The organism is Georhizobium profundi (assembly GCF_003952725.1).
Classification (GTDB): Bacteria; Pseudomonadota; Alphaproteobacteria; order Rhizobiales; family Rhizobiaceae; genus Georhizobium; species Georhizobium profundi.
In genome coordinates this window covers 1,662,171-1,683,102 of the sequence record NZ_CP032509.1, presented here as the reverse complement: position 1 = coordinate 1,683,102, position 20,932 = coordinate 1,662,171, and the positions used below count along the sequence as shown (strand labels likewise).

The window sequence follows — 20,932 nt, the reverse complement described above, 5'->3', positions numbered from 1 at the left end:
CGACTTCGGAACATACATACTGATTGCACGTTAATAACATACAGGCTGTATGCATGCAAGCGAAACGTCCGCGTATCAGTAACGAGGAACGGAGCCAGGCGATGCGCAGAGCTTTGCTCGACGCCGCCAGAGCCCTTTTCGTGGCTAAATCCTACACGGAGACCTCGACACCTGACATCGTCGCGGCGGCCGGAGTGACACGCGGAGCGCTCTATCACCATTTCGAAGACAAGAAAGCGCTCTTCCAGGCAGTGGTGGAGACAGAGGCTGAGGCAGTGGCACGCTCCATCGACGAGGTGGGCGATGGCGAACTCACGGCCATCGACGCTCTCATCAAGGGCGGCGAAGCTTTCGTCACGGCCATGACCGAACCGGGCCGCACGCGGCTTTTGCTTCTCGATGGTCCCGCCGTGCTGGGACCAGCCGCAATGCGGGCAATCGACGAACGTCACGCGCGCAAGGCGCTGCGCGAGGGCATCGAGGCAGCCATTGCAGCAGGCGCGCTCCCTGCTCTTCCGGCTGGCGCCCTGACAGCCCAGCTATCGGCAGCCTTCGACGCAGCCGCGCTCGGCATTGAGATGGGCGATGCCATCGCTGATCACCGCGCTGCCTTGCACGGCTTGATCGAAGGCTTGGCCGCCAGCGCGGCGGAGCGATAAACGAAAAAAGGGACGCCCGAGGGCGTCCCTTTTGCATTCGAATGGTGTTGTATCAGCTGTCGAGGAAGCTGCGCAGCTTGCGCGACCGGCTCGGATGCTTGAGCTTGCGCAGTGCCTTCGCCTCGATCTGGCGAATGCGTTCGCGCGTCACCGAGAACTGCTGGCCAACTTCTTCCAGCGTGTGATCGGTGTTCATGCCGATGCCGAAGCGCATGCGCAGCACGCGCTCTTCCCGTGGCGTCAGCGAGGCGAGAACGCGCGTGGTGGTTTCACGCAAGTTCGCCTGGATCGCAGCGTCGATCGGCAGGATCGCATTCTTGTCCTCGATGAAATCACCGAGGTGAGAATCTTCCTCGTCGCCAACCGGCGTTTCGAGCGAAATCGGCTCCTTGGCGATCTTGAGGACCTTGCGGACCTTCTCGAGCGGCATAGCAAGCTTTTCAGCCAGTTCTTCCGGGGTCGGTTCGCGGCCGATTTCGTGCAGCATCTGGCGCGATGTCCGGACGATCTTGTTGATCGTCTCGATCATGTGCACCGGAATACGGATCGTGCGCGCCTGGTCGGCGATCGATCGGGTGATCGCCTGGCGGATCCACCACGTGGCGTAGGTGGAGAACTTGTAACCGCGGCGGTACTCGAACTTGTCCACGGCCTTCATCAGGCCGATATTGCCTTCCTGGATGAGATCCAGGAACTGCAGACCGCGGTTCGTGTACTTCTTGGCGATCGAGATCACGAGCCGGAGGTTGGCTTCCACCATCTCCTTCTTGGCGATACGCGCTTCGCGCTCGCCCTTCTGCACCATGTTCACGATGCGGCGGAACTCGGTGATCGAAATACCGGTCTCGGTGGCAAGATTCTGGATTTCGCCGCGGAGATCCTTGATCGCGCCATTCTCGCTCTTGGCGAACTCCTTCCAGCCCTTGGCAGAAAGGTTGGCGATCGACTTCATCCAGTTCGGATCGAGTTCGGCTCCGCGATATTCCTCAAGGAAGGACTCGCGCTTGACGCCATAGCTCTCGGCAAGACGCAGCAAGCGGCCCTCGTTCTGCATGAGGCGCTTGTTGATGTCGTAGAGCTGCTCGACGAGGCTGTCGATGCGGTTCTGGTTGAGCGCCAGCGACTTCACAGCCGTGATCAGCTCTTCCTTCAGCTTCTTGTAGCTGCGCTCCTGGCTGGGCGACAGCGTGGCCGAAGCGGCAAGGCGCGCTTCCACCTGCTGGTCCTGCAGCTTGCGCAGCTTCTTGTAGGTCTCGGCGATCAGGTCGAAGGTCGCCATGACCTGCGGGCGCAGCTCGGCTTCCATCGCGGCGAGCGAGAGGTTCGACTCGTCGTCGTCATCCTCTTCCTCTTCGCCAGGAAGGCCCTCGCCACCGACGTTGGTGACGTCGTCGCTCGCAGCACGCTCGCGGCGCACCTTTTCCTTTTCCTCGGCAGCCTTGCGGTCCGCCTCGATCTTCTCGGCGCTCTGGAACTGCGGAGCAGCCTTCGCCTCCGGACCGGAATAGGTGGTTTCGAGATCGATGATCTCGCGCAGCAGCGTCGAACCCTCGTTCAGCTGGTCGCGCCAGATGATGATGGCCTGAAACGTGAGCGGGCTTTCGCAAAGCCCTGCAATCATCGTCTCGCGGCCAGCCTCGATGCGCTTGGCGATCGCGATTTCGCCTTCGCGCGACAGAAGCTCGACCGAGCCCATCTCGCGCAGATACATGCGGACCGGATCATCGGTACGGTCGGTCGGCTCTTTCTTCTTGGCCGTGGCGAGCGCAGTGCCGCTGCTCGTGGCAATCTCGTTGCCATCGCTCTCTTCGTCGGCGCTGTCGTCCGGCTTCTCTTCCTGCTCTTCCTCGTCCTCGACCACATTGATGCCCATGTCTGAAAGCATGGACATCGTGTCTTCGATTTGCTCGGACGTGACTTCTTCGGACGGCAGGACGGCATTGAGCTCGTCCATAGTGACATAGCCGCGCTTCTTGGCGGCCTTGATCATCTTCTTGACGGCGTCATCGGAAAGATCGAGAAGCGGGCCATCGCCGGAACCCTCGCGTTCGACTTCGGCTTCCTCGTTTTCCTTAACTTTTGTGGCCATATGGTCTGATCACTTTCCTTCGACGCCGATGGAGCGAGGCGCACATTCCGAAGCCAAATCGGCTGCGGCGCGCCGGCTGCGCTCGCGGCTATCTGCAAGTTTTTGGTTCACAATCTGATAAGGTAACGTCACTGGGGCAAAAAAATGCGATCCCGTTGACGTCGCAACAACCGCTCCGGGAAAATCGGGTCTCCCGAACACCGTAAGATTTTGGGTTAATGCCATAGGCAATGGTGATTCCCACAAATTCGGTCGTCGTCAAGGCTCACACTGAAAAAAGGGCCTTTTCGCCCGATTTCCACTCCGGCCAGACGCCGCAACGAGAATAACGATAGCCAGTGGCGCGCCTGCCAATTTGCGAGCGGCTGTACAGTCAGCACTAGATTTAGGTGTCGACTCCCATTTCGCAAGGGCTGAGGCGATGCTTTAACCGTGAGTTCGGCTGGATGTTCCCGATCAAGGAGCGAAACACATCAGACGCGGGCGACGGCCTTCGACCGCCCTGACAGCACGCCGAACCCGTCGATGATGGCGTGCTGATTCTCAAATCGGGTGATTTCCATCTGAACCTGCTCGAGATTGAGCAACAAGGTCGAGATCAGCTCTTCGTCGCTGGCCTCGGTCGCTTCCGCGATGTCGCGCTCAAGTTCCTGCTTCTGCCATTTCAACACACGGGCCCGCTTGTTGAGCGAGAGCGCTTGGAAAAACCCTTCCCGGGCATCTTCAAGGGCAGCGTCCTGCGTCGCCACCCAAAGGCGCGCGTTCCGGATCTGGCGTTCCAGCGTGGCAACGAGCGGCGAAAACCCCTGCGCCTCCAGATGCGCAAGCATGCGTTCGCGATCGATGCGGGCGCTGTCTGTCGAAGCGCCGAGGATCGCCTTCCACAGCCGATCCAGATCGACATTGTCGAATTCGACGCTGGTGATCTCGTCGAACTCCTCGATGATCAGGCTAGGATGATTGACGACGGTCAGAGCGAGCGCGCTTTCCCGAAGCGCCGGCACATCCGAGACGCCGCGCACCAGCGCAGAGCGCGTCAGCCGATCCGATGGTGTCAGGCGCGCCGGCGTCGTCCCGAACCCGCCCGCATTCTGCCCTCGCCCGCCGCCCGATCGACGACCCGGCTGGCCACCGCGCTGCTGGCCCGCCCTTGGGGTGCCGCACGGAAATGGCCGAGCATTCGTTCACGCATGTCCTGGGCGTAATGATAGCGCACGCTGTCATCGGGGATCGCCGCCGTCACCGCCTTCAGCCTGGCTTCCAGTTCCGCGCGCCGCTCCGGCGTATCATAGGATCCGCCACCAAGTTCGCGCAGCCACACCATGTCGGCCAGTGGCCGGGCCGCGGCAAGCACCGCGTCGAAAGGCGCCCTGCCCTCGCGACGCACGAGATCATCCGGATCCTTGCCCTCGGGCAGCATCGCGAATTGGACGGACCGGCCAGGCTTCAACCCCTTCAGCGCAAGATCGACCGCGCGAAAAGCAGCGCGCTGCCCCGCTCCATCGCCATCGAAGCAGAGAACGGGTGTCGGCGCGATGCGCCACAGAAGCTCCAGCTGATCTTCCGTCAACGCTGTCCCGAGCGGCGCGACCGCCTGCTCGAACCCGGCCTGATGCAACGCAATCACGTCCATATAGCCTTCGACAGCCACGATCTGACCGCTGGTCCCGGACTGCTGCGCGGCGCGCCGTGCGCGGGTGAAATTGTAGAGCACCCGCCCCTTGTGGAAGAGCTCGGTCTCGTTGGAGTTCAGGTATTTCGCCGGCGCGTCCGCCGCCATGGCACGACCGCCGAAGGCAATCGGCTTTTCCCGCGCAGACAGGATCGGGAACATGATGCGGTCGCGAAAGCGGTCGTAGGACACCGGAATGTCGGGGCCGTGCACCAGAAGCCCGCATGCTTCCATCTGCTGCAACTCGATTCCCTTGGAAGCGAGATGCTCCTTCAGCCCATTGCGCGATGGTGGCGCATAACCAAGCCCGAAGGTCTCCAGCGAGCGCCCGGTCAGCCCGCGATCACGCAGATAAGCCCGCGCCTTCGCGCCGTCGGAGCTTTGCAGCCGATCCTGAAACCAGGCCACCGCCATCTCCATGACGTCGAGCAGGCTCGCGCGCTCACGTTCCCGGCGCTCCGCCTGCGGATCGGCGACCGGCATGGCGATGCCGGCCATATCCGCGACCCGTTCGACGGCCTCTGGAAAGGACAGTCCCTCCAGTTCGGAGAGAAAGCGGAAATGATCGCCCGACACGCCGCACCCGAAGCAGTGATAGCGGCCCTTGCGATCCTCGCAGTGGAAGCTCGGCGACTTCTCGCCATGGAACGGGCAGCAGGCCCACCAGTCGCCACGACCGGTGTTCGTCTTGCGCTTGTCCCAGGAAACGCGCTTGCCAATGACGTCCGAGATAGGGACGCGTTCGCGGATCTCATCGAGAAAGGCGGGTGAAAAGCGCATGGTTCATCCAGCTGTCGGGAGCGCGTGACCTACACTTAGCGTCCCCGCTTGACCATGGCCCGACTGGCGCCACGCCGCAATAGTTTTAGACGTTCAATCCGGCCCGGCGTTGTGCCGGACCGGCTTGAACGGTGATCAGCCTGGATTGCCTTACTTGTCGAGATAAGCCGGGCCGTTCGTCGACATGACGAAGGAATTCGAGCGGCCGTCGGAGCGGGCATCATTCGTAACGCTGCCGGTCGTGAACCGGTCGATACCGGTGGAACTGCCGCCGAGCGGGCTTTCCAGAACCGGCCCTTCGAAAGACATGACGCGATTATGCGTGCTCTGGGCAAATGAAGCCTGCGAGAGAGCAGCAAGAGCGATCGCAGAAACAAGAAGAGTTTTCATCGAAGTCATCCCTTTTACGGTCAATGGCGAATATAAGGCGGCGGTATTGCCGGCCTTACGCGCCTCGATTATCTGCAGCGCCGCGACCACCGCCGCGCTTACAATCAGATGACAAAGATATATTCCCGGCGCTTGATCCGGTCGCGTCACATGGACTTGAGCGGAAGGTGAGCCGCAGTGATTGTGATCGGCAGTCAAGAAAAAGGCCCGGAGAACCGGGCTTTCAAGAATTCTCAGCGCCTGTTTATCTCGGCAAGCGCACGTCCAGTTGATCGACAGTGCGGCTTCGTGATTAGCGAAGCAGGCCTTTGACCTTATTGGAAGCCTTGGCGAAGTCCATCTGACCGGGATAACGCTCCTTCAGAGCGTTCATGCACTTGCCCATATCACGTAGGCCGTGAGCGCCGGTTTCCTCGACGACCTTGGCGCACGCCTTCTCCACCTCGGCCTCGGACAGCTGCGCGGGCAGAAACTCTTTGATGATCGCGATTTCCTCGCGCTCCTGCTCGGCCAGTTCGAAGCGCGACGCCTCGTCGTAGATCCTGGCCGATTCCTCGCGCTGCTTGATCATCTTGGCGAGGATCTGGGTGATGTCGTCATCACTCACATGGTCCTTGCCCGATCCGCGGTTGGCAATATCGCGGTCCTTTATGGCAGCCTGGATCAAGCGCAACGTGGAAACCTTGCGGCTATCGCGCGCCTTCAATGCATCTTTCAACGACTGTGCGAACCTGTCGCGCATCGCCCTGAACTCCTGGAATTGAACACCTAACCTTAGCGCGCAATGCCACTTGGGCAAAGGCGACGAAACTAAGAACCTGTATTGATAAGAGTTTTTCGTCTGCCGATAGGTGCGAGCGCATCATTGACGATCCGCAACGCAATCTCTATTTTCCGGCCACAGCATCCACATAGTGCCGCGTCTCCTACCTGTCATCGACGATGACTGGGGGCCGGAACGCGGCTTCGGCCACCAGCAGCATCAGATGGCACTGACGCTGCGCTTCTTCAAGAGCCGACCGGGACACAGAAGGACCTGAATTCATGACCGCTACCCCTGCGCACAGCCCCGCCCCCTGGACCGCCGAACCGCAGACTGCGGTTCTCGTGCTGGCCGATGGTACGGTCATCAAGGGCCGCGGTATCGGAGCGACGGGCACGGTCGAGTCTGAGGTGTGTTTCAACACCGCACTGACTGGATACCAGGAAATCCTTACCGACCCTTCCTATCTCGGCCAGATTGTCACCTTCACCTTCCCGCATATCGGCAATATCGGTGCCAATGACGAAGACATCGAAGACCTGACGCCCGCCGCGCGGCGCGGCGCCGTCGGCGCGATCTTCAAGGCCGACGTGACCGACCCTTCCAACTACCGCTCTGTCCAGCATCTCGATGCCTGGCTGAAAGCACGCGGCATCGTCGGCATGACGGGCATCGACACCCGCGCCTTGACCGCATGGATCCGCGAGAATGGCGCGCCGAACGCCGTCATCGCCCACGATTCCCGCGGCGAGTTCGACATCGACGCGCTGAAGGACAAGGCCAGGCAGTGGCATGGGCTGCTTGATTTGGATCTCGCCAAGGAGGCCACGAGCGGCCAGTCCTCACGCTGGAGCGAGAAGCCGTGGGCATGGGACAAGAGCTATGAAACGGTAGGCGACGACGCAACGGGTCCGCACATCGTCGCGATCGATTACGGCGTGAAGCGCAATATCCTGCGCCTCCTCACCGGCCTCGGCGCACGCATCACGCTCGTACCTGCCACTACGGAGGCCGAGGATATCCTGGCCCTGGCACCGGACGGCATCTTCCTCTCGAACGGTCCCGGCGACCCTGCCGCCACGGGAGCTTACGCGGTGCCCACAATCCGCAAGCTCATGGAAAGCAACATCCCCATTTTCGGCATCTGTCTCGGACACCAGATGCTGGCGCTCGCGCTTGGCGGCAAGACCGTGAAGATGCATCAGGGCCATCACGGCGCGAACCACCCGGTGAAGGACTTCACCACCGGCAAGGTCGAGATCGTCTCGATGAACCACGGCTTTGCGGTCGACACGCAGTCGTTGCCGGAGGGTGTCGAGGAGACGCACATCTCGCTCTTCGACGGCACCAATTGCGGCCTGGCGGTCAAGGGAAAGCCGGTGTTCTCGGTCCAGCACCACCCCGAAGCCTCGCCCGGCCCGCAGGACAGCCACTACTTGTTCCGCCGGTTCATGGACATGGTCGAAGCGCACCAGGCCAAGCAGGCCGCGGAACCGGCCTGATCGGCCGGTATCCTCTTTCCAGTCGATCAGGAACTGATCCGGACCCGGCGGATGCTGTCGGCGATCTTCCCGAAGGTTTCGTCAAGCGTTGCCGCATCGGGCACGTCGAAATAATGCGCCTCCGACGTCGCGCATTGTGACAGCAGCGTTCCGGTCGATTTGTCCTGCAGTTCCAGCCGGATCACATAGATGGTGATGCCGTCGGCCTTGGCGTTCGTGCAGCCTGCGAGCGTCTTGGTATCCATAGCATTCGAGACCATCACCGCACCCGATCCGGCACTGACAAGGCGCTCGTCCACCGCGTAGCCGAAGCTGGAATACATAGAGCCCAGGCTGTTGCTGAGCTGGTTCCAGGTGTTGGCCCCGTCAGTCAGGAAGATCATGATCTTCTCGTTGTTGGCCACACTCTTGGCGCGGCCCTCGGCGAAGGGCTCGCCCGGAGACAGCACCCGCCAACCCCAGGTGACACCCTCGAGCATGTTGGTGGCGCCCTCGGCGACCAGACCGTCGATGCGCTCCTTGATGAGATCGTAGTCGCTGGTCAGCGGCAGGATGGGCTGGGCCTGGCAGTCGAGGTTCGGCCCCTTCGACCAGTTCTCGCCGCTCCAGAATACGGCTCTTGAATCGTCGACTGCCGGCGGCTCTTCGAAAAGCACATCCGTCACCGTGTCGAGGAGCCCTCCGATCAGATCTGGGTCACCGGATCCCTGCAACTCGACGTGATACTTTTCGCGCAGGCGCTTGCGCTTGGGATCGCGCAGCGTGGTGCCGTCGTCCTCCAGGTAACTGTTGGGGTAGAGAGGACGTCCCGTCCGGCTTCTGTCATCCGGTTCGTCGATCGAGAAAGCCGGCACGAAAAGCGAGCGCCGGTCCTTGGAGGTCGCAGGCGCATCGGTCACATCATAAGCTATGTCCTTGTGCGGCGGACGTGTCTCGATGCAGCCTTCCCACTCTTGGCCCAGATGATGAAACATCTGAAACCGGCTGAGATTGTGCGCAAGCTCCACCTGCGGGATAGGGTTCTTGCCGCGCATGTCGAGCCACGGCGCAGCCTCGCGCGTCACCTTGCCGTCGGCGTCGAATTGCGGTCCGAACTGGGGGCCGACATTGACGAAGGACGAGAATGGCACGAGCGCCATCTTCACCATGTCGGGATCGACCGCGCTTTCGGCCATCGTATCGACGAGCTCCGTTGCAGCGGATTTCAGCTGCTCGAGCTTTTCGCCGCGCATTGATCCGGTCGTATCGAGAACAAGCCCGATCTCGTAAGTGTTCAGCGCGAATGTAGCGGCCGACTCGACCGATACGCTCGATGCATCGACCCCGAAGATCTTGGCAAACCGCGTCGCGGACGACGCCGCCACGGCAACCGACCAGGTATCGTCGGTCTTGACGACCGTAAGATCGGAGTAGGAACCGGCGAAATGCGCCTGGATGAATTCATCCGCGAGCTGCTCGGCCTCCAGCTGGCTGAGCTCGTCCCCGCGGCGGGCAAGGGCGAGCGCCGCGGCATCGGCGGCATTGTGCAATTCGCTCCGCTGACGGGACGCAGCCGTGTAGTCGACCGCAAGCGCCACGGCTCCGACGATCGGAACCATCGCCAGACCGAACATGATCGCAAAATTGCCGGACCGATTGGTTGCGAAACGACGAAGCATCAAAGCACTCCCCAGAATGATGTTTCACATCACCAGAAAGCACTAAAATTTCAGTGAATTCAGACCCTAGGATTATTCAGGTGTCGTCATGTTGAGGAATTGCTTTCCCATTTCATAACGCTTCTTCAGATGCCCAAGGCCTAGACTGGACCATTGAACGTGTCGCAGTCCTCAAGACGGCCACTTTCGAAGCCGCGCTGAAACCACTCGCGACGCTGGGCCGATGTGCCGTGATTGAAGCTGTCAGGCACCACATAGCCCTGCGTGCGCCGCTGCAGCGTGTCGTCGCCGATCTGCGTCGCGGCATTCAGCGCTTCTTCAAGGTCGCCCGCTTCGAGCAACCCGCGCTCGGCGGTGTAATGCCCCCAGATGCCCGCGAAACAATCCGCCTGGAGTTCGACCCGAACGGAAAGCGCATTGGCTTCCGTTTCACCCATCTGCTGGCGCGTCTGGTTGAACTGCGGAAGAACGCCGATCACGTTCTGGACGTGATGCCCGACTTCGTGAGCCACGACATAGGCCTGCGCGAAATCGCCCGCCGCATCGAACCGTTCTGCCAGCTCGTTAAAGAAGCCGAGATCGATGTAGAGCTGCTGGTCGTTGGGGCAGTAGAATGGTCCGACCGCGGAACTCGCCTGGCCGCAAGCCGATGAAACGGCGCCCTCGAAGAGCACCAGCGTCGGTTCCGGGTAATCCGCACCCTCCGCTTCCATGATGCCGTTCCAGGTATCTTCGGTTTCAGCCAGGACCGTCGCGATGAATTCCGACGCTTCGTCGCGCTGACCCGGAGCAAGGCCCTGCGTGGATGGCCCTGCCTGTTGCTCGACGCTCGTCGGAGTACCGCTCCCGCCATCGAGAAGGATCATCGGATTGATGCCGACTGCCCATAGGATGATGCCGAGCACGATGAGCACGAAGATTGACCCGATGCCGCCTGCACCGCGCCCGCCCCGGATCACCCCGCCGGGAATGCGCATGCGCGGTCCGGCACCGCCGAAGCCACCCGACCGGCCGCGCCGATCGTCGATGTTGGAACTCTGTCGCCTGCCCCGCCAACGCATCCGCATCTCTCCGCGAAAAGGATCTTCGATCCACCGAAAGTGCCCGCCGTCATTTTGGTTCCGGAACGACGTCACTGGCCGACGATCTTATCGAATCCGCGGACCTCGGCCAGCCTCCCCTCACCACTTCAAAGGCGGTCGAACACATCTGTCACAAACATCTGCAACAGTGCGGCCCAAGCTGTGCCGATGGAAGGCATGGTCAGCTGATAACCGAATAAACGGGCAAGCAAATCAATGTATTTAAGTTTATGCTTTTTAAGTATGGGCCGATTCGAATCATTAGGACTACGGGGTTCATAACGGGATTGCTGGCAAACGGGTTGGCATCAGAAAACGGGCAGCGACACGATATGACGCCAGATGATTTCCGCCGTTGGCGCAAGGCGCTCGGGCTCAAGCAGAAAGATGCCGCCGACGCGCTCGGACTGAAGAAGCGCGTCATCCAATACTACGAGAAGGGCGACCGGGACGGTAAGGCCGTTGAAATCCCCGTTGCCGTCGCGCTGGCCTGCTATGCCATTTCCCAGGGCGTCACCCGCTATGACGCATCCGAACTGATTTACGAGAGCGAATGAGCGCAGGTTTGACCCCTGCCTGAAAAAGCGTCGGAACGTGCGCGTGCAGGGTTTTCCTCTCAGAACCTTTACCCTATAAGGCCGGCCTAGCCACAAAATCGATAGACGAGCGCGGGTGCCGCATGAGCCAATCTTGGCCATGCCATACCCGGTGCCGACCTGACAGATGGATGACCCATGCCGAAAAGAACCGATATCCAATCGATCCTGATCATCGGCGCCGGCCCCATCATCATCGGCCAGGCCTGCGAATTCGACTATTCGGGCACCCAGGCCGTCAAGGCTTTGAAAGAGGAAGGTTACCGGGTCATCCTGGTCAACTCCAACCCGGCGACGATCATGACCGATCCGGAGCTTGCGGACGCGACCTATATCGAACCGATCACGCCGGAAGTCGTCGCCAAGATCATCGCCAAGGAACGGCCCGATGCGCTGCTGCCCACGATGGGCGGTCAGACGGCGCTGAACACAGCCCTGTCGCTGAAGCGCATGGGCACGCTGGAGCGCTACAATGTCGAGATGATCGGCGCCAAGCCCGAGGCAATCGACAAGGCCGAGGATCGCGCGCTGTTCCGCGAGGCGATGGCGAAGATCGGCCTTGAAACGCCCCGCTCGCTGCTCGCCAACGCCACCGCCATCAAGGAAGAAGACCGCAAGGCCCACGAAGCACTGAAGGCAAAGATTCGCGCCGACCATTCGAGCGATGCGCTCGACAAGGCGCTCGACGATCTCGAAACGCAGTGGAACCTTGGCGAGAGCGACCGCAAGCAGCGTTACATGAGCCACGCCATGGCAATCGCAGCGCAGGCGCTCGACACGATCGGCCTGCCGGCCATCATCCGCCCATCCTTCACCATGGGCGGCACCGGCGGCGGCATCGCCTATAACCGCACAGAATTCTTCGACATCATCTCCTCCGGCCTCGATGCCTCCCCGACCACCGAAGTGCTGATCGAGGAAAGCGTGCTCGGCTGGAAAGAGTACGAGATGGAGGTCGTGCGCGATCACGCCGACAACTGCATCATCGTCTGCTCCATCGAAAACATCGATCCGATGGGCGTGCACACGGGCGACTCCATTACTGTCGCGCCAGCTCTGACGCTGACGGACAAGGAATACCAGATCATGCGCAACGCCTCGATCGCGGTGCTGCGCGAGATCGGGGTCGAGACTGGCGGCTCGAATGTGCAGTTCGCCGTCAATCCGGACAATGGCCGCCTGGTCGTCATCGAAATGAACCCGCGTGTGTCACGCTCGTCCGCACTTGCCTCCAAGGCGACCGGCTTCCCGATCGCCAAGATCGCGGCCAAGCTCGCCGTCGGCTACACGCTCGATGAACTGGACAACGACATCACCGGCGGCGCGACGCCTGCCTCGTTTGAACCGTCGATCGACTACGTCGTCACCAAGATCCCGCGGTTTGCCTTTGAAAAATTCCCAGGCGCCGAACCGACCCTGACGACGGCAATGAAGTCGGTCGGCGAAGTGATGGCGATCGGCCGTACATTTGCGGAGAGCCTACAAAAGGCGCTGCGTGGCCTGGAGACCGGCCTGACCGGCCTCGATGAGATCGAGATCCCAGGGCTTGGCACCGATGGCGACAGATCCGACGACCGCAATGCGATCAAGGCCGCACTCGGCACGCCGACACCCAATCGCCTGCGCATGGTGGCGCAGGCGCTCCGTCTCGGCATGAGCGAAGCGGAAATCTACGCAAGCTGCAAGATCGATCCTTGGTTCCTCGCGCAGTTGAAGGCGATCGTGGACATGGAGGCGCGCGTGCGCGCCCAAGGCCTGCCGCAGGATGCAGAGAACCTGCGCATGCTGAAGAGCATGGGCTTTTCCGATGCCCGCCTTGCGGGCTTGACCGGCCAGAGCGAAAAGGATGTCGCCAAGCTGCGCACAGCGCTCGACGTGCATCCGGTCTTCAAGCGCATCGACACCTGCGCGGCCGAATTCGCTTCGCCGACCGCCTACATGTACTCGACCTACGAGACACCCTTTGCAGGCGAATTGCGCTCGGAAGCCTTCGTCTCGGATCGCAAGAAGGTCGTGATCCTCGGCGGCGGGCCGAACCGCATCGGCCAGGGCATTGAGTTCGACTATTGCTGCTGCCACGCAGCCTTCGCGCTCGCCGATGCGGGCTATGAAGCCATCATGGTCAACTGCAACCCGGAGACGGTCTCGACCGACTACGACACGTCCGACCGGCTCTATTTCGAGCCGCTGACGGCTGAGGACGTGCTGGAGATCCTGCGCATCGAGCAGTCGAAGGGCACGCTGCACGGCGTCATCGTCCAGTTCGGCGGCCAGACGCCGCTGAAGCTTGCAGAAGCTCTTGAGAAAGCCGGCATCCCGATCCTCGGCACCGCGCCGGACATGATCGACCTTGCCGAAGACCGCGACCGCTTCCAGAAGCTACTGGTCAAGCTGGACCTCGCCCAGCCTAAGAACGGCATCGCCTATTCCGTCGAGCAGGCACGCATCGTCGCGGCGGAGATCGGCTTCCCGCTCGTCGTTCGCCCATCCTACGTGCTCGGCGGCCGCGCCATGCAGATCATTCGGGACGAGACGACGCTCTCCAACTACCTGCTCGGCACGGTGCCGGAACTGGTGCCGGAAGACATCAAGGCGCGCTACCCCAACGACAAGACCGGCCAGATCAACACGCTGCTCGGCAAGAATCCGCTGCTCTTCGACAGCTATCTGACGAACGCGATCGAGGTCGATGTCGACTGCCTGTGCGATGGCCAGAACGTCTATGTCTGCGGCATCATGGAGCACATCGAGGAAGCCGGCATCCATTCCGGCGATAGCGCCTGCTCGCTCCCAGTTTATTCGCTGCCGGAAGACATCGTTGCACAGCTGAAGACCCAGACCGAGGCCCTGGCCAAGGCGCTGAATGTCGGCGGCCTGATGAACGTCCAGTATGCGGTCAAGGACGGCACGATCTACGTGCTCGAGGTCAATCCGCGCGCCTCGCGCACGGTGCCCTTCGTCGCCAAGACCATCGGCGCGCCGATCGCCAAGATCGCCGCGCGCATCATGGCCGGCGAAACGCTGTCGGAAGCGCTTGCTGCCTACGGCGCCTCCGCCGAGCCGAAGAAGCTCGACCATATCGCCGTCAAGGAAGCCGTCTTCCCCTTCGCCCGCTTCCCGGGCGTGGACACGCTGCTCGGCCCGGAAATGCGCTCGACCGGTGAAGTCATGGGCCTCGACCGCGACTTCACGCTGGCTTTCGCCAAGGCGCAGCTCGGCGCCGGTGTTGAGCTGCCGCGAGACGGTGCCGTCTTCGTCTCGGTCAAGGACGACGACAAGGAGCGCGTGCTTCCTGCCATCGAGACGCTGGTCTCGGTCGGCTTCCGCGTGATCGCGACGAGCGGCACGGCGAGCTTCCTCAAGGAGCACGGCATCACGGTGGAGCGAGTGAACAAGGTCCTTGAAGGCCGGCCGCATGTCGAAGACGCAATCCGCAACCGCCAGATCCAGCTCGTGATCAACACGACGGATGGCGCCAAGGCCGTGTCTGATTCGAAATCGCTGCGCCGTGCAGCGCTGATGCAGAAGGTGCCGTACTTCACGACTATGGCCGGATCCGTGGCAGCCGCGAAGGCAATCGCTGCACTGAAGGCCGGAAATCTTGAAGTGCGGCCTTTGCAGAGTTATTTCAGCATTTAAGAAGAGTGCGATCCATGCGATCGCATCTTTTCAGGTGAATTCGCCGGCATTATTTGATAATCACTCGCGATGGACAGCGAGAACGGTTCCGAGATCACTGCTCGAGAACCGTTTTCTTTTTTGCCCGATTGAGCACCTTGCAGCGGCCCGGAACACGGACCGGGCGATGGTGCTTTGAATCGGGACGCTACGGAAAGGGATACGACAATGGTCGACAAAGTGCCCATGACGCCTTCCGGCTTCAAGAAGCTGCAGGAAGAGCTGCGCATGCGCCAACAGGAAGAGCGCCCGCGCATCATCGAGGCGATCTCCGAGGCTCGCGCCCATGGGGATCTCTCCGAAAACGCGGAATACCATGCCGCCAAGGAAGCGCAGAGCCACAATGAGGGCCGGATCACCGAGCTCGAAGACCTGCTAGCACGCGCTGAAGTCATCGACCTGACGAAGATGTCCGGCGATACGGTGAAGTTCGGCGCGACCGTCAAGATCGTCGACGAGGATACCGAAGAAGAAAAGACCTACCAGATCGTCGGCGACCAGGAAGCCGATGTGAAGGATGGCCGGATCTCGATCTCCTCGCCGATCTCGCGCGCCCTCATCGGAAAGAGCGTCGGCGACTCGATCGAAGTCAACGCGCCCGGCGGCTCCAAGGCCTACGAGATCCTCGCGATCAACTGGGGCTGAGCCACAGGCTCCAGCCCATTGCACGACGATAGTTCAGGGGCGTGGCGGGAAACCGCTGCGCTCCTTGTGTCTTGAGGTTGCGATGCTCGAGAGGCTCGACGCGAGACCTCAGATGGCAACTTCGCCTTCGTCCTTGATCTGGCGAATGGTCAGCATCGTGCGAACGGTGTCCACGTTCGGTGCCGCCGTCAGCGTATCCACGACGAAATCCTGGAAGCTCGACAGGTCCTTTGCGACACAATGCAGCAGGAAGTCGCTTTCGCCCGAAACCATCCACGCGGCCCGCACGATTGGCCACGTCGTGGTCATGGCGGCGAATTCTTTCAGATTGCCGTCCGACTGATGGATCAACCCGACCATGGTGAAGGCCACCAAGTCATAGCCGAGCGCCTGTGCGTTGATCAGCGCGCGGTAGCCGCGGATGATGCCGGCTTCCTCCAGCTTGCGCACCCGGCGCAGGCAGGGCGGAGCGGAGATACCGACGCGTTCGGACAGTTCGACATTGGTGATCCGGCCTTCCCGCTGCAATTCGCGGAGGATTTTCATATCGATCGCGTCGAGATCTGCGCGAAATACCATTCCTGATGCCTCTGGCAATAAGATTGCGTTCATTTCGCCGTTTCACGCAATTTTATTGCGGGGCGATTCTTGTGTCTCCAAGTAGCACAATCGCCGCAAATGCGAGATACCTCTTGTGAGAAAGTCGTGGGTACGCCTTGAAACGGCGGCGTCCCCATTCGTAGATTAGCGACAGTGGTGATATGGACTGTCGCCAAAGACCAATAGGACATTACCGACATGAGCGAGCGTCACACGCCGGTCCTGATCATCGGCTCCGGCCCCGCGGGATACACCGCCGCCATCTACGCAGCCCGCGCCATGCTGAAGCCGATCGTCATCGCCGGCATGGAACAGGGCGGTCAGTTGATGATCACCACGGATGTGGAGAATTATCCGGGCTATGCCGATCCCGTTCAGGGTCCCTGGATGATGGAGCAGATGCTCAACCAGGCGATCAATGTGGGCGCGGAAATCGTCAACGACCTCGTCGTCGAGGTCGAGACTGACCGCCGCCCCTTCCGCGTGCGCACGGATGGTGGGCAGGTCTTCACCGCCGATGCCCTGATCATCGCCACCGGCGCCAAGGCCAAATGGCTCGGCATCGAGAGCGAGCAGAACTTCATGGGCTTCGGCGTCTCCGCCTGCGCCACCTGCGACGGCTTCTTCTATCGCGGCAAGGATGTCGCGGTCGTCGGTGGTGGCAACACCGCGGTCGAAGAAGCGCTCTACCTCTCCAATCTCGCGAAGTCCGTGACGCTCATTCATCGGCGCGAGGGCCTTCGTGCGGAACGCATCCTTCAGGACCGCCTCTTCGCCAAGGACAACGTCAGTGTGGTCTGGAACGCCGTGATCGACGAGATCACCGGAACGCCGGCCAAGCCGCCGATGCCACCTTCCGTGACGGGTGTGCGGCTCAAGGATACGCAGACGGGCGAGATCAAGGACCTCGCCGTCGATGGCGTCTTCGTCGCGATCGGCCATGCGCCGGCCGTCGATCTGTTCAAGGACAAGCTCCGGATGAAGCCGAACGGCTATCTCTGGAGCGCGCCGGATTCGACGGCGACCGACGTGCCGGGCATCTTCGCCGCCGGCGACGTGACCGACGACGTTTACCGGCAGGCGGTCACCGCAGCGGGCATGGGCTGCATGGCAGCGCTCGAAGTGGAACGTTATCTTGCCGGCTACGTCCACATCGCGGAAGCCGCCGAATAAACAAGACGACCTGAGGGGATGGTCTGATCACATGGTAGCTCCTTTGGACTGGGACAAGCTGCGCATTTTTCACGCAGCCGCCGAGGCGGGTTCGTTTACCCACGCGGCAGACGCCCTGCATCTGTCGCAGTCCGCGATCAGCCGCCAGGTCAGCGCGCTGGAGCACGAAGTCGGCACCAAGCTCTTCCACCGCCACGCCCGCGGCTTGATCCTCACCGAACAGGGCGAGATGCTCTACCACACGGCGCATGACGTGCTGCTCAAGCTGGAGACGGTCCGCGCCCGGCTGACCGAGACCAGTAACAAGCCGAGCGGCAAGCTGCGGGTGACGACGACGGTCGGCCTCGGCCAGGGCTGGCTGACCGAGAAGGTTCAGGAGTTCCTCGAACTCTACCCGGAAATGCAGCTCCAGCTGATCCTCGACAATGAGGAGCTGGACGTGAACATGCGCCACGCCGATTGCGCGATCCGCCTGCGCCAGCCGCAACAGCCGGACCTCATCCAGCGCAAGCTTTTCACCGTGCACCTGCATGTCTACGCGTCGCCCAACTACATCAACCGCTTCGGCGAGCCGAAATCGCCGCAGGATCTCGACGGCCACCGCATCATCACCTTCGGTGAGCCGGCACCAGGCTATCTCCTCGGCCTCAACTCGCTCGAGGTCGCCGGTCGAACCGCCGACAATCCCCGCGTGCCGCACCTGCAGATCAACAATCTCACTTCCGTTAAGCGGGCGGTGCAGATGGGCATCGGCATCGCCATGTTGCCCGACTACATGGTCGGCCGCGATTCCGGCCTCGTGCAACTGGAGACGACCGCTGACGCCCCCTCCTTCGACACCTATTTCTGCTATCCGGAAGAAATAAAGAACGCCGCAAAGTTGAAGGCCTTTCGCGATTTCCTGATCTCAAAAGCCAGAAATTGGAACTATTAGGAGAACCTGCGGCAGCGGAGCGCAGCCTCCCCTGCTCAATTTCAACGCGATATGTGCGAGACGCATGGCAGAAATGCGCGGCCGAACCTTGCCGTTTGCCTATCGAAGCATCATATCGCCTACAGCAGATGCACACGGTGACTACTTTCCTCCCACGTCATCGCATCTTGCTGTTCCCCTCTGGAGGTTTTGACCTTCAAACTTAAAAGGGCCCGGGTCTTCCCGTGGCCCTCTTTTTTTGTCCGGATGCCCTCCCGCAATGAAAAAGCGCCGCCCCGAAGCCGGGAACAGCGCTTTGTTCAGCGTCAGATAGGCTGCCTCAGCGGCAGGCGGCGCAGAAGCGCTGGATGCGGCTGCAGGCTTCTTCGAGAAGCTCTTCCGAAGTCGCGTAGGAAATGCGGAAGTTCGGGCCGAGGCCGAATGCCGAGCCGTGCACGACGGCCACGCCTTCGGCTTCCAGAAGCTCGCTTACGAAATCCTCGTCCGTTTCGATGACCTTGCCGCTCGGCGACGTCTTTCCGATCAGGCCTGCGCAGGATGGATAGACGTAGAACGCGCCTTCCGGCGTCGGGCAGTTGATGCCCTTGGCCTGGTTCAGCATCGACACGACGAGATCGCGGCGACGTTCGAAGATCTTCTTGTTCTCCGGAATGAAGTCCTGGGTGCCGTTGAGCGCTTCGACAGCGGCCCATTGAGCGATCGAGCAGGCACCTGAGGTTTGCTGGCCCTGGATCATGTCCATGGCCTTGATCAACTGCAGCGGACCGGCCGCATAACCGATGCGCCAACCCGTCATCGCGTAAGCCTTCGAGACGCCGTTCATCGTCAGCGTGCGGTCGTAGAGCTTCGGTTCCACCTGAACCGGCGTCGTGAAGGTGAAGTCGCCGTAGACGAGATGCTCGTACATGTCGTCGGTCAGCACCCAGACATGCTCGTGCTTCAAAAGCACGTCCGTCAGGGCCTTCAGCTCAGCCTCGCTGTAAGCGGCGCCAGAGGGGTTCGAAGGTGAGTTGAAGATCAGCCACTTGGTCTTCGGCGTGATCGCCTTGTCGAGCGCTTCCGGTGTCAGCTTGAAGCTGTTGTCTATGGTCGTTTCGACGAAGACCGGGGTACCGCCGCAGATCGCGACCATTTCCGGGTAGCTCACCCAGTAGGGAGCCGGGATCACGACTTCGTCGCCGGGGTTCATCGTCGCCATGAAGGCATTGAACAGGATCTGCTTGCCGCCGGTGCCGACGATCGTCTGGGACGGATCGTAATCGAGACCGTTTTCACGCTTGAACTTGTCGGCGATCGCCTTGCGCAGTTCCGGGATACCCGAAACCGGCGTATATTTCGTCTCGCCGCGATTGATCGCAGCGATGGCTGCGTTCTTGATGTTGTCCGGCGTGTCGAAGTCTGGCTCACCTGCGCCAAGCCCGATCACGTCCCGGCCCTGCGCTTTCAGTTCGCGGGCCTTCTGGCTGACAGCGATCGTTGCCGATGGTTTGACGCGCGAGAGCGCGTCGGCGAGAAAAGCCATGCTCTTAACTCCGGTTCGATTGCACCGGTGCGCCGAATGAATTGCCGCACGCGCCGGCGAGGAAAATGCCGGTCTGGTATGTCCAATCTGCCGGCGACTTTCAAGCGCACCGGTGAGATGAGTGGGCCGGTTGTGTTAAGAAGATGTCAGTTGGAAGCTGCGACAGTGCCTGATCGGCCGCTTGGGAGAGAGACGGGGCGATGCAGAACCATGCGCTCTCGCAAAATATCGTTCGGCAGCAAGATGGCTGGTACGCTGCCGTCTATGGTCCCTTTGCGCTCAAATCCGCATTCCAGCCGATTTTTCGCCAGATCGGGCACGGCAAACTCCGCCTGGAAGCCTTCGAAGGCCTGATCCGGCCGACCAAGGGCGGCCATAGCGTTTCGCCCTACGGGTTTTTCGCAAGCGTGCCCCCGGAGGATGGCGGGCCTGTCGATGCGCTCTGTCGCCAACTGCATCTTCTGAACATGGGCCAGCTCGATCGACCAACGGCGACGTTGTTCCTCAACTTCGATCCGAGGCTCTTCAACGATGCGCGCACAACCGCAACGGAAGTCGCGCGCCTCCTGGATCTCACCTCGCAGATCGGCCTGGTACCGCGGCAGATCGTCTGCGAGATCACCGAAAAGAAGGCTGCCAATCGCGCCGCGCTCGTCGCCGTCGTAGACGATTTCCGTGGATGCGGTTTCCGCATCGCGGTCGACGACTATGGCGCGGAAGATTCCGACATCGCGCGCATCGAACTGCTCAAGCCCGACATCGTGAAATTCGACGGGGATTGGGTGCTGCGCTATATGGAACATGCACCCGGTGTAGACCTGCTGCGGGACACGGTGCAGCGGTTCCGGGCAAACGGCATCGCGACATTGTTCGAGGGACTGGAGCATCCATGGCATGTAGATGTCGCGATCGACTTGAAGGTGGATCTGCTGCAGGGCTACGCGCTGGCGAAGCCGGACACGATCCTCGGCAAGTTCAACGATCTCTTCCCCGATCAACCGGGCGCCTCATCAATAACCGAGGCACCGCGGCTTCACGAGGCAGCAGCGGCTCCCGTGCTACCGGAAGCGCCGTCGATCATCGCTCAGCCACCCGTCCCGCAGCGGCAGGTCCTCGCCCGAAAGACCTTCGGCAAGCGTGGCCGCTGAATCCTCTAGGGCCTGAAGCTGCCGTTTTGCCGGCTCAGCTT

The 20,932-nt window shown here is 61.3% G+C and carries 16 protein-coding genes and 1 pseudogene; 8 read left to right on the top strand and 9 right to left on the bottom strand.

All coding sequences use genetic code 11. From position 1 onward, the window contains the following. Positions 1 to 53: 53 nt before the first annotated feature. Positions 54 to 659, top strand: coding sequence for a TetR/AcrR family transcriptional regulator (locus tag D5400_RS07820; RefSeq protein WP_126009250.1), 606 nt, complete (start codon positions 54 to 56; stop codon positions 657 to 659). A 52-nt stretch (positions 660 to 711) separates the two neighbouring features. On the opposite strand, the gene rpoD is transcribed toward D5400_RS07820, so the two are convergent. The 5 genes and pseudogenes from rpoD to D5400_RS07800 form a co-directional block, all read right to left on the bottom strand. Further along, on the bottom strand, positions 712 to 2,748 hold the full coding sequence (rpoD, locus tag D5400_RS07815) for an RNA polymerase sigma factor RpoD (RefSeq protein ID WP_126009248.1): 2,037 nt from the start codon (positions 2,746 to 2,748) through the stop codon (positions 712 to 714). A 473-nt stretch (positions 2,749 to 3,221) separates the two neighbouring features. Then, a complete protein-coding gene (locus D5400_RS21825) occupies positions 3,222 to 3,770 on the bottom strand; it encodes a hypothetical protein (RefSeq protein ID WP_425364904.1) in 549 nt (182 codons plus the stop codon). Between the two features lie 157 nt (positions 3,771 to 3,927). Continuing rightward, positions 3,928 to 5,200, bottom strand: a pseudogene (gene dnaG / locus D5400_RS21820) (DNA primase); the annotation flags it as partial. 150 nt (positions 5,201 to 5,350) lie between these two features. Continuing rightward, positions 5,351 to 5,590 (bottom strand): hypothetical protein, encoded by a 240-nt coding sequence (locus tag D5400_RS07805; protein WP_126009246.1) that lies wholly within the window; start codon positions 5,588 to 5,590, stop codon positions 5,351 to 5,353. Between the two features lie 292 nt (positions 5,591 to 5,882). After that, positions 5,883 to 6,332, bottom strand: a complete 450-nt coding sequence (locus D5400_RS07800; protein ID WP_126009244.1) for a GatB/YqeY domain-containing protein — start codon at positions 6,330 to 6,332, stop codon at positions 5,883 to 5,885. Between the two features lie 302 nt (positions 6,333 to 6,634). Here D5400_RS07800 and carA point away from each other — a divergent pair, with 302 nt between their 5' ends. Further along, positions 6,635 to 7,855, top strand: coding sequence for a glutamine-hydrolyzing carbamoyl-phosphate synthase small subunit (carA, locus tag D5400_RS07795; RefSeq protein ID WP_126009242.1), 1,221 nt, complete (start codon positions 6,635 to 6,637; stop codon positions 7,853 to 7,855). A 26-nt stretch (positions 7,856 to 7,881) separates the two neighbouring features. Here carA and D5400_RS07790 read toward each other — a convergent pair whose 3' ends face one another. After that, the gene (locus tag D5400_RS07790; RefSeq protein ID WP_126009240.1) at positions 7,882 to 9,513 is read right to left on the bottom strand and encodes a pilus assembly protein; all 1,632 of its coding nucleotides are present in this window, start codon (positions 9,511 to 9,513) and stop codon (positions 7,882 to 7,884) included. Positions 9,514 to 9,653: 140 nt separating this feature from the next. Then, positions 9,654 to 10,574 carry a KPN_02809 family neutral zinc metallopeptidase gene (ypfJ, locus tag D5400_RS07785; RefSeq protein WP_126009238.1) on the bottom strand — a complete coding sequence of 307 codons (921 nt, stop codon included), beginning with the start codon at positions 10,572 to 10,574 and terminating at the stop codon, positions 9,654 to 9,656. Between the two features lie 353 nt (positions 10,575 to 10,927). Here ypfJ and D5400_RS07780 point away from each other — a divergent pair, with 353 nt between their 5' ends. The 3 genes from D5400_RS07780 to greA all read left to right on the top strand — a co-directional run bounded on the left by D5400_RS07780 (position 10,928) and on the right by greA (position 15,514). Further along, on the top strand, positions 10,928 to 11,152 hold the full coding sequence (locus D5400_RS07780; protein ID WP_126009237.1) for a helix-turn-helix domain-containing protein: 225 nt from the start codon (positions 10,928 to 10,930) through the stop codon (positions 11,150 to 11,152). Between the two features lie 177 nt (positions 11,153 to 11,329). Beyond that, the gene (carB, locus tag D5400_RS07775; protein WP_126009235.1) at positions 11,330 to 14,830 is read left to right on the top strand and encodes a carbamoyl-phosphate synthase large subunit; all 3,501 of its coding nucleotides are present in this window, start codon (positions 11,330 to 11,332) and stop codon (positions 14,828 to 14,830) included. A gap of 207 nt (positions 14,831 to 15,037) precedes the next feature. Then, the gene (gene greA, locus D5400_RS07770; protein ID WP_126009233.1) at positions 15,038 to 15,514 is read left to right on the top strand and encodes a transcription elongation factor GreA; all 477 of its coding nucleotides are present in this window, start codon (positions 15,038 to 15,040) and stop codon (positions 15,512 to 15,514) included. Positions 15,515 to 15,622: 108 nt separating this feature from the next. Here the strand turns inward: greA and D5400_RS07765 are convergent, their stop codons facing one another. Then, the gene (locus D5400_RS07765; protein WP_126009231.1) at positions 15,623 to 16,093 is read right to left on the bottom strand and encodes an Lrp/AsnC family transcriptional regulator; all 471 of its coding nucleotides are present in this window, start codon (positions 16,091 to 16,093) and stop codon (positions 15,623 to 15,625) included. A gap of 219 nt (positions 16,094 to 16,312) precedes the next feature. Here D5400_RS07765 and trxB point away from each other — a divergent pair, with 219 nt between their 5' ends. Continuing rightward, the gene (gene trxB / locus D5400_RS07760) at positions 16,313 to 17,287 is read left to right on the top strand and encodes a thioredoxin-disulfide reductase (RefSeq protein WP_126009229.1); all 975 of its coding nucleotides are present in this window, start codon (positions 16,313 to 16,315) and stop codon (positions 17,285 to 17,287) included. Between the two features lie 31 nt (positions 17,288 to 17,318). Further along, positions 17,319 to 18,221: a LysR family transcriptional regulator gene (locus tag D5400_RS07755; protein WP_126009227.1), complete on the top strand. Its 903-nt coding sequence runs from the start codon at positions 17,319 to 17,321 to the stop codon at positions 18,219 to 18,221. Between the two features lie 319 nt (positions 18,222 to 18,540). Here D5400_RS07755 and D5400_RS07750 read toward each other — a convergent pair whose 3' ends face one another. Then, positions 18,541 to 19,743: a pyridoxal phosphate-dependent aminotransferase gene (locus D5400_RS07750; RefSeq protein ID WP_126009225.1), complete on the bottom strand. Its 1,203-nt coding sequence runs from the start codon at positions 19,741 to 19,743 to the stop codon at positions 18,541 to 18,543. Positions 19,744 to 19,943: 200 nt separating this feature from the next. Between D5400_RS07750 and D5400_RS07745 the strand changes: the two genes are divergently transcribed. Continuing rightward, a complete protein-coding gene (locus D5400_RS07745) occupies positions 19,944 to 20,891 on the top strand; it encodes an EAL domain-containing protein (RefSeq protein ID WP_126009223.1) in 948 nt (315 codons plus the stop codon). Positions 20,892 to 20,932 lie beyond the last annotated feature (41 nt).

What these genes read in the sequence shown, in the direction of transcription:
- carA (WP_126009242.1), top strand. Translation starts at nt 6,635, where the DNA reads ATGACCGCTACCCCTGCGCACAGCCCCGCCCCCTGGACCGCCGAACCG.
- ypfJ (WP_126009238.1), bottom strand. Translation starts at nt 10,574, where the DNA reads ATGCGTTGGCGGGGCAGGCGACAGAGTTCCAACATCGACGATCGGCGC.
- D5400_RS07745 (WP_126009223.1), top strand. Translation starts at nt 19,944, where the DNA reads ATGCAGAACCATGCGCTCTCGCAAAATATCGTTCGGCAGCAAGATGGC.
- D5400_RS07765 (WP_126009231.1), bottom strand. Translation starts at nt 16,093, where the DNA reads ATGGTATTTCGCGCAGATCTCGACGCGATCGATATGAAAATCCTCCGC.
- D5400_RS07780 (WP_126009237.1), top strand. Translation starts at nt 10,928, where the DNA reads ATGACGCCAGATGATTTCCGCCGTTGGCGCAAGGCGCTCGGGCTCAAG.
- D5400_RS07805 (WP_126009246.1), bottom strand. Translation starts at nt 5,590, where the DNA reads ATGAAAACTCTTCTTGTTTCTGCGATCGCTCTTGCTGCTCTCTCGCAG.
- rpoD (WP_126009248.1), bottom strand. Translation starts at nt 2,748, where the DNA reads ATGGCCACAAAAGTTAAGGAAAACGAGGAAGCCGAAGTCGAACGCGAG.
- carB (WP_126009235.1), top strand. Translation starts at nt 11,330, where the DNA reads ATGCCGAAAAGAACCGATATCCAATCGATCCTGATCATCGGCGCCGGC.
- D5400_RS07800 (WP_126009244.1), bottom strand. Translation starts at nt 6,332, where the DNA reads ATGCGCGACAGGTTCGCACAGTCGTTGAAAGATGCATTGAAGGCGCGC.
- D5400_RS07790 (WP_126009240.1), bottom strand. Translation starts at nt 9,513, where the DNA reads ATGCTTCGTCGTTTCGCAACCAATCGGTCCGGCAATTTTGCGATCATG.
- D5400_RS07820 (WP_126009250.1), top strand. Translation starts at nt 54, where the DNA reads ATGCAAGCGAAACGTCCGCGTATCAGTAACGAGGAACGGAGCCAGGCG.
- D5400_RS07755 (WP_126009227.1), top strand. Translation starts at nt 17,319, where the DNA reads ATGGTAGCTCCTTTGGACTGGGACAAGCTGCGCATTTTTCACGCAGCC.
- D5400_RS07750 (WP_126009225.1), bottom strand. Translation starts at nt 19,743, where the DNA reads ATGGCTTTTCTCGCCGACGCGCTCTCGCGCGTCAAACCATCGGCAACG.
- greA (WP_126009233.1), top strand. Translation starts at nt 15,038, where the DNA reads ATGGTCGACAAAGTGCCCATGACGCCTTCCGGCTTCAAGAAGCTGCAG.
- trxB (WP_126009229.1), top strand. Translation starts at nt 16,313, where the DNA reads ATGAGCGAGCGTCACACGCCGGTCCTGATCATCGGCTCCGGCCCCGCG.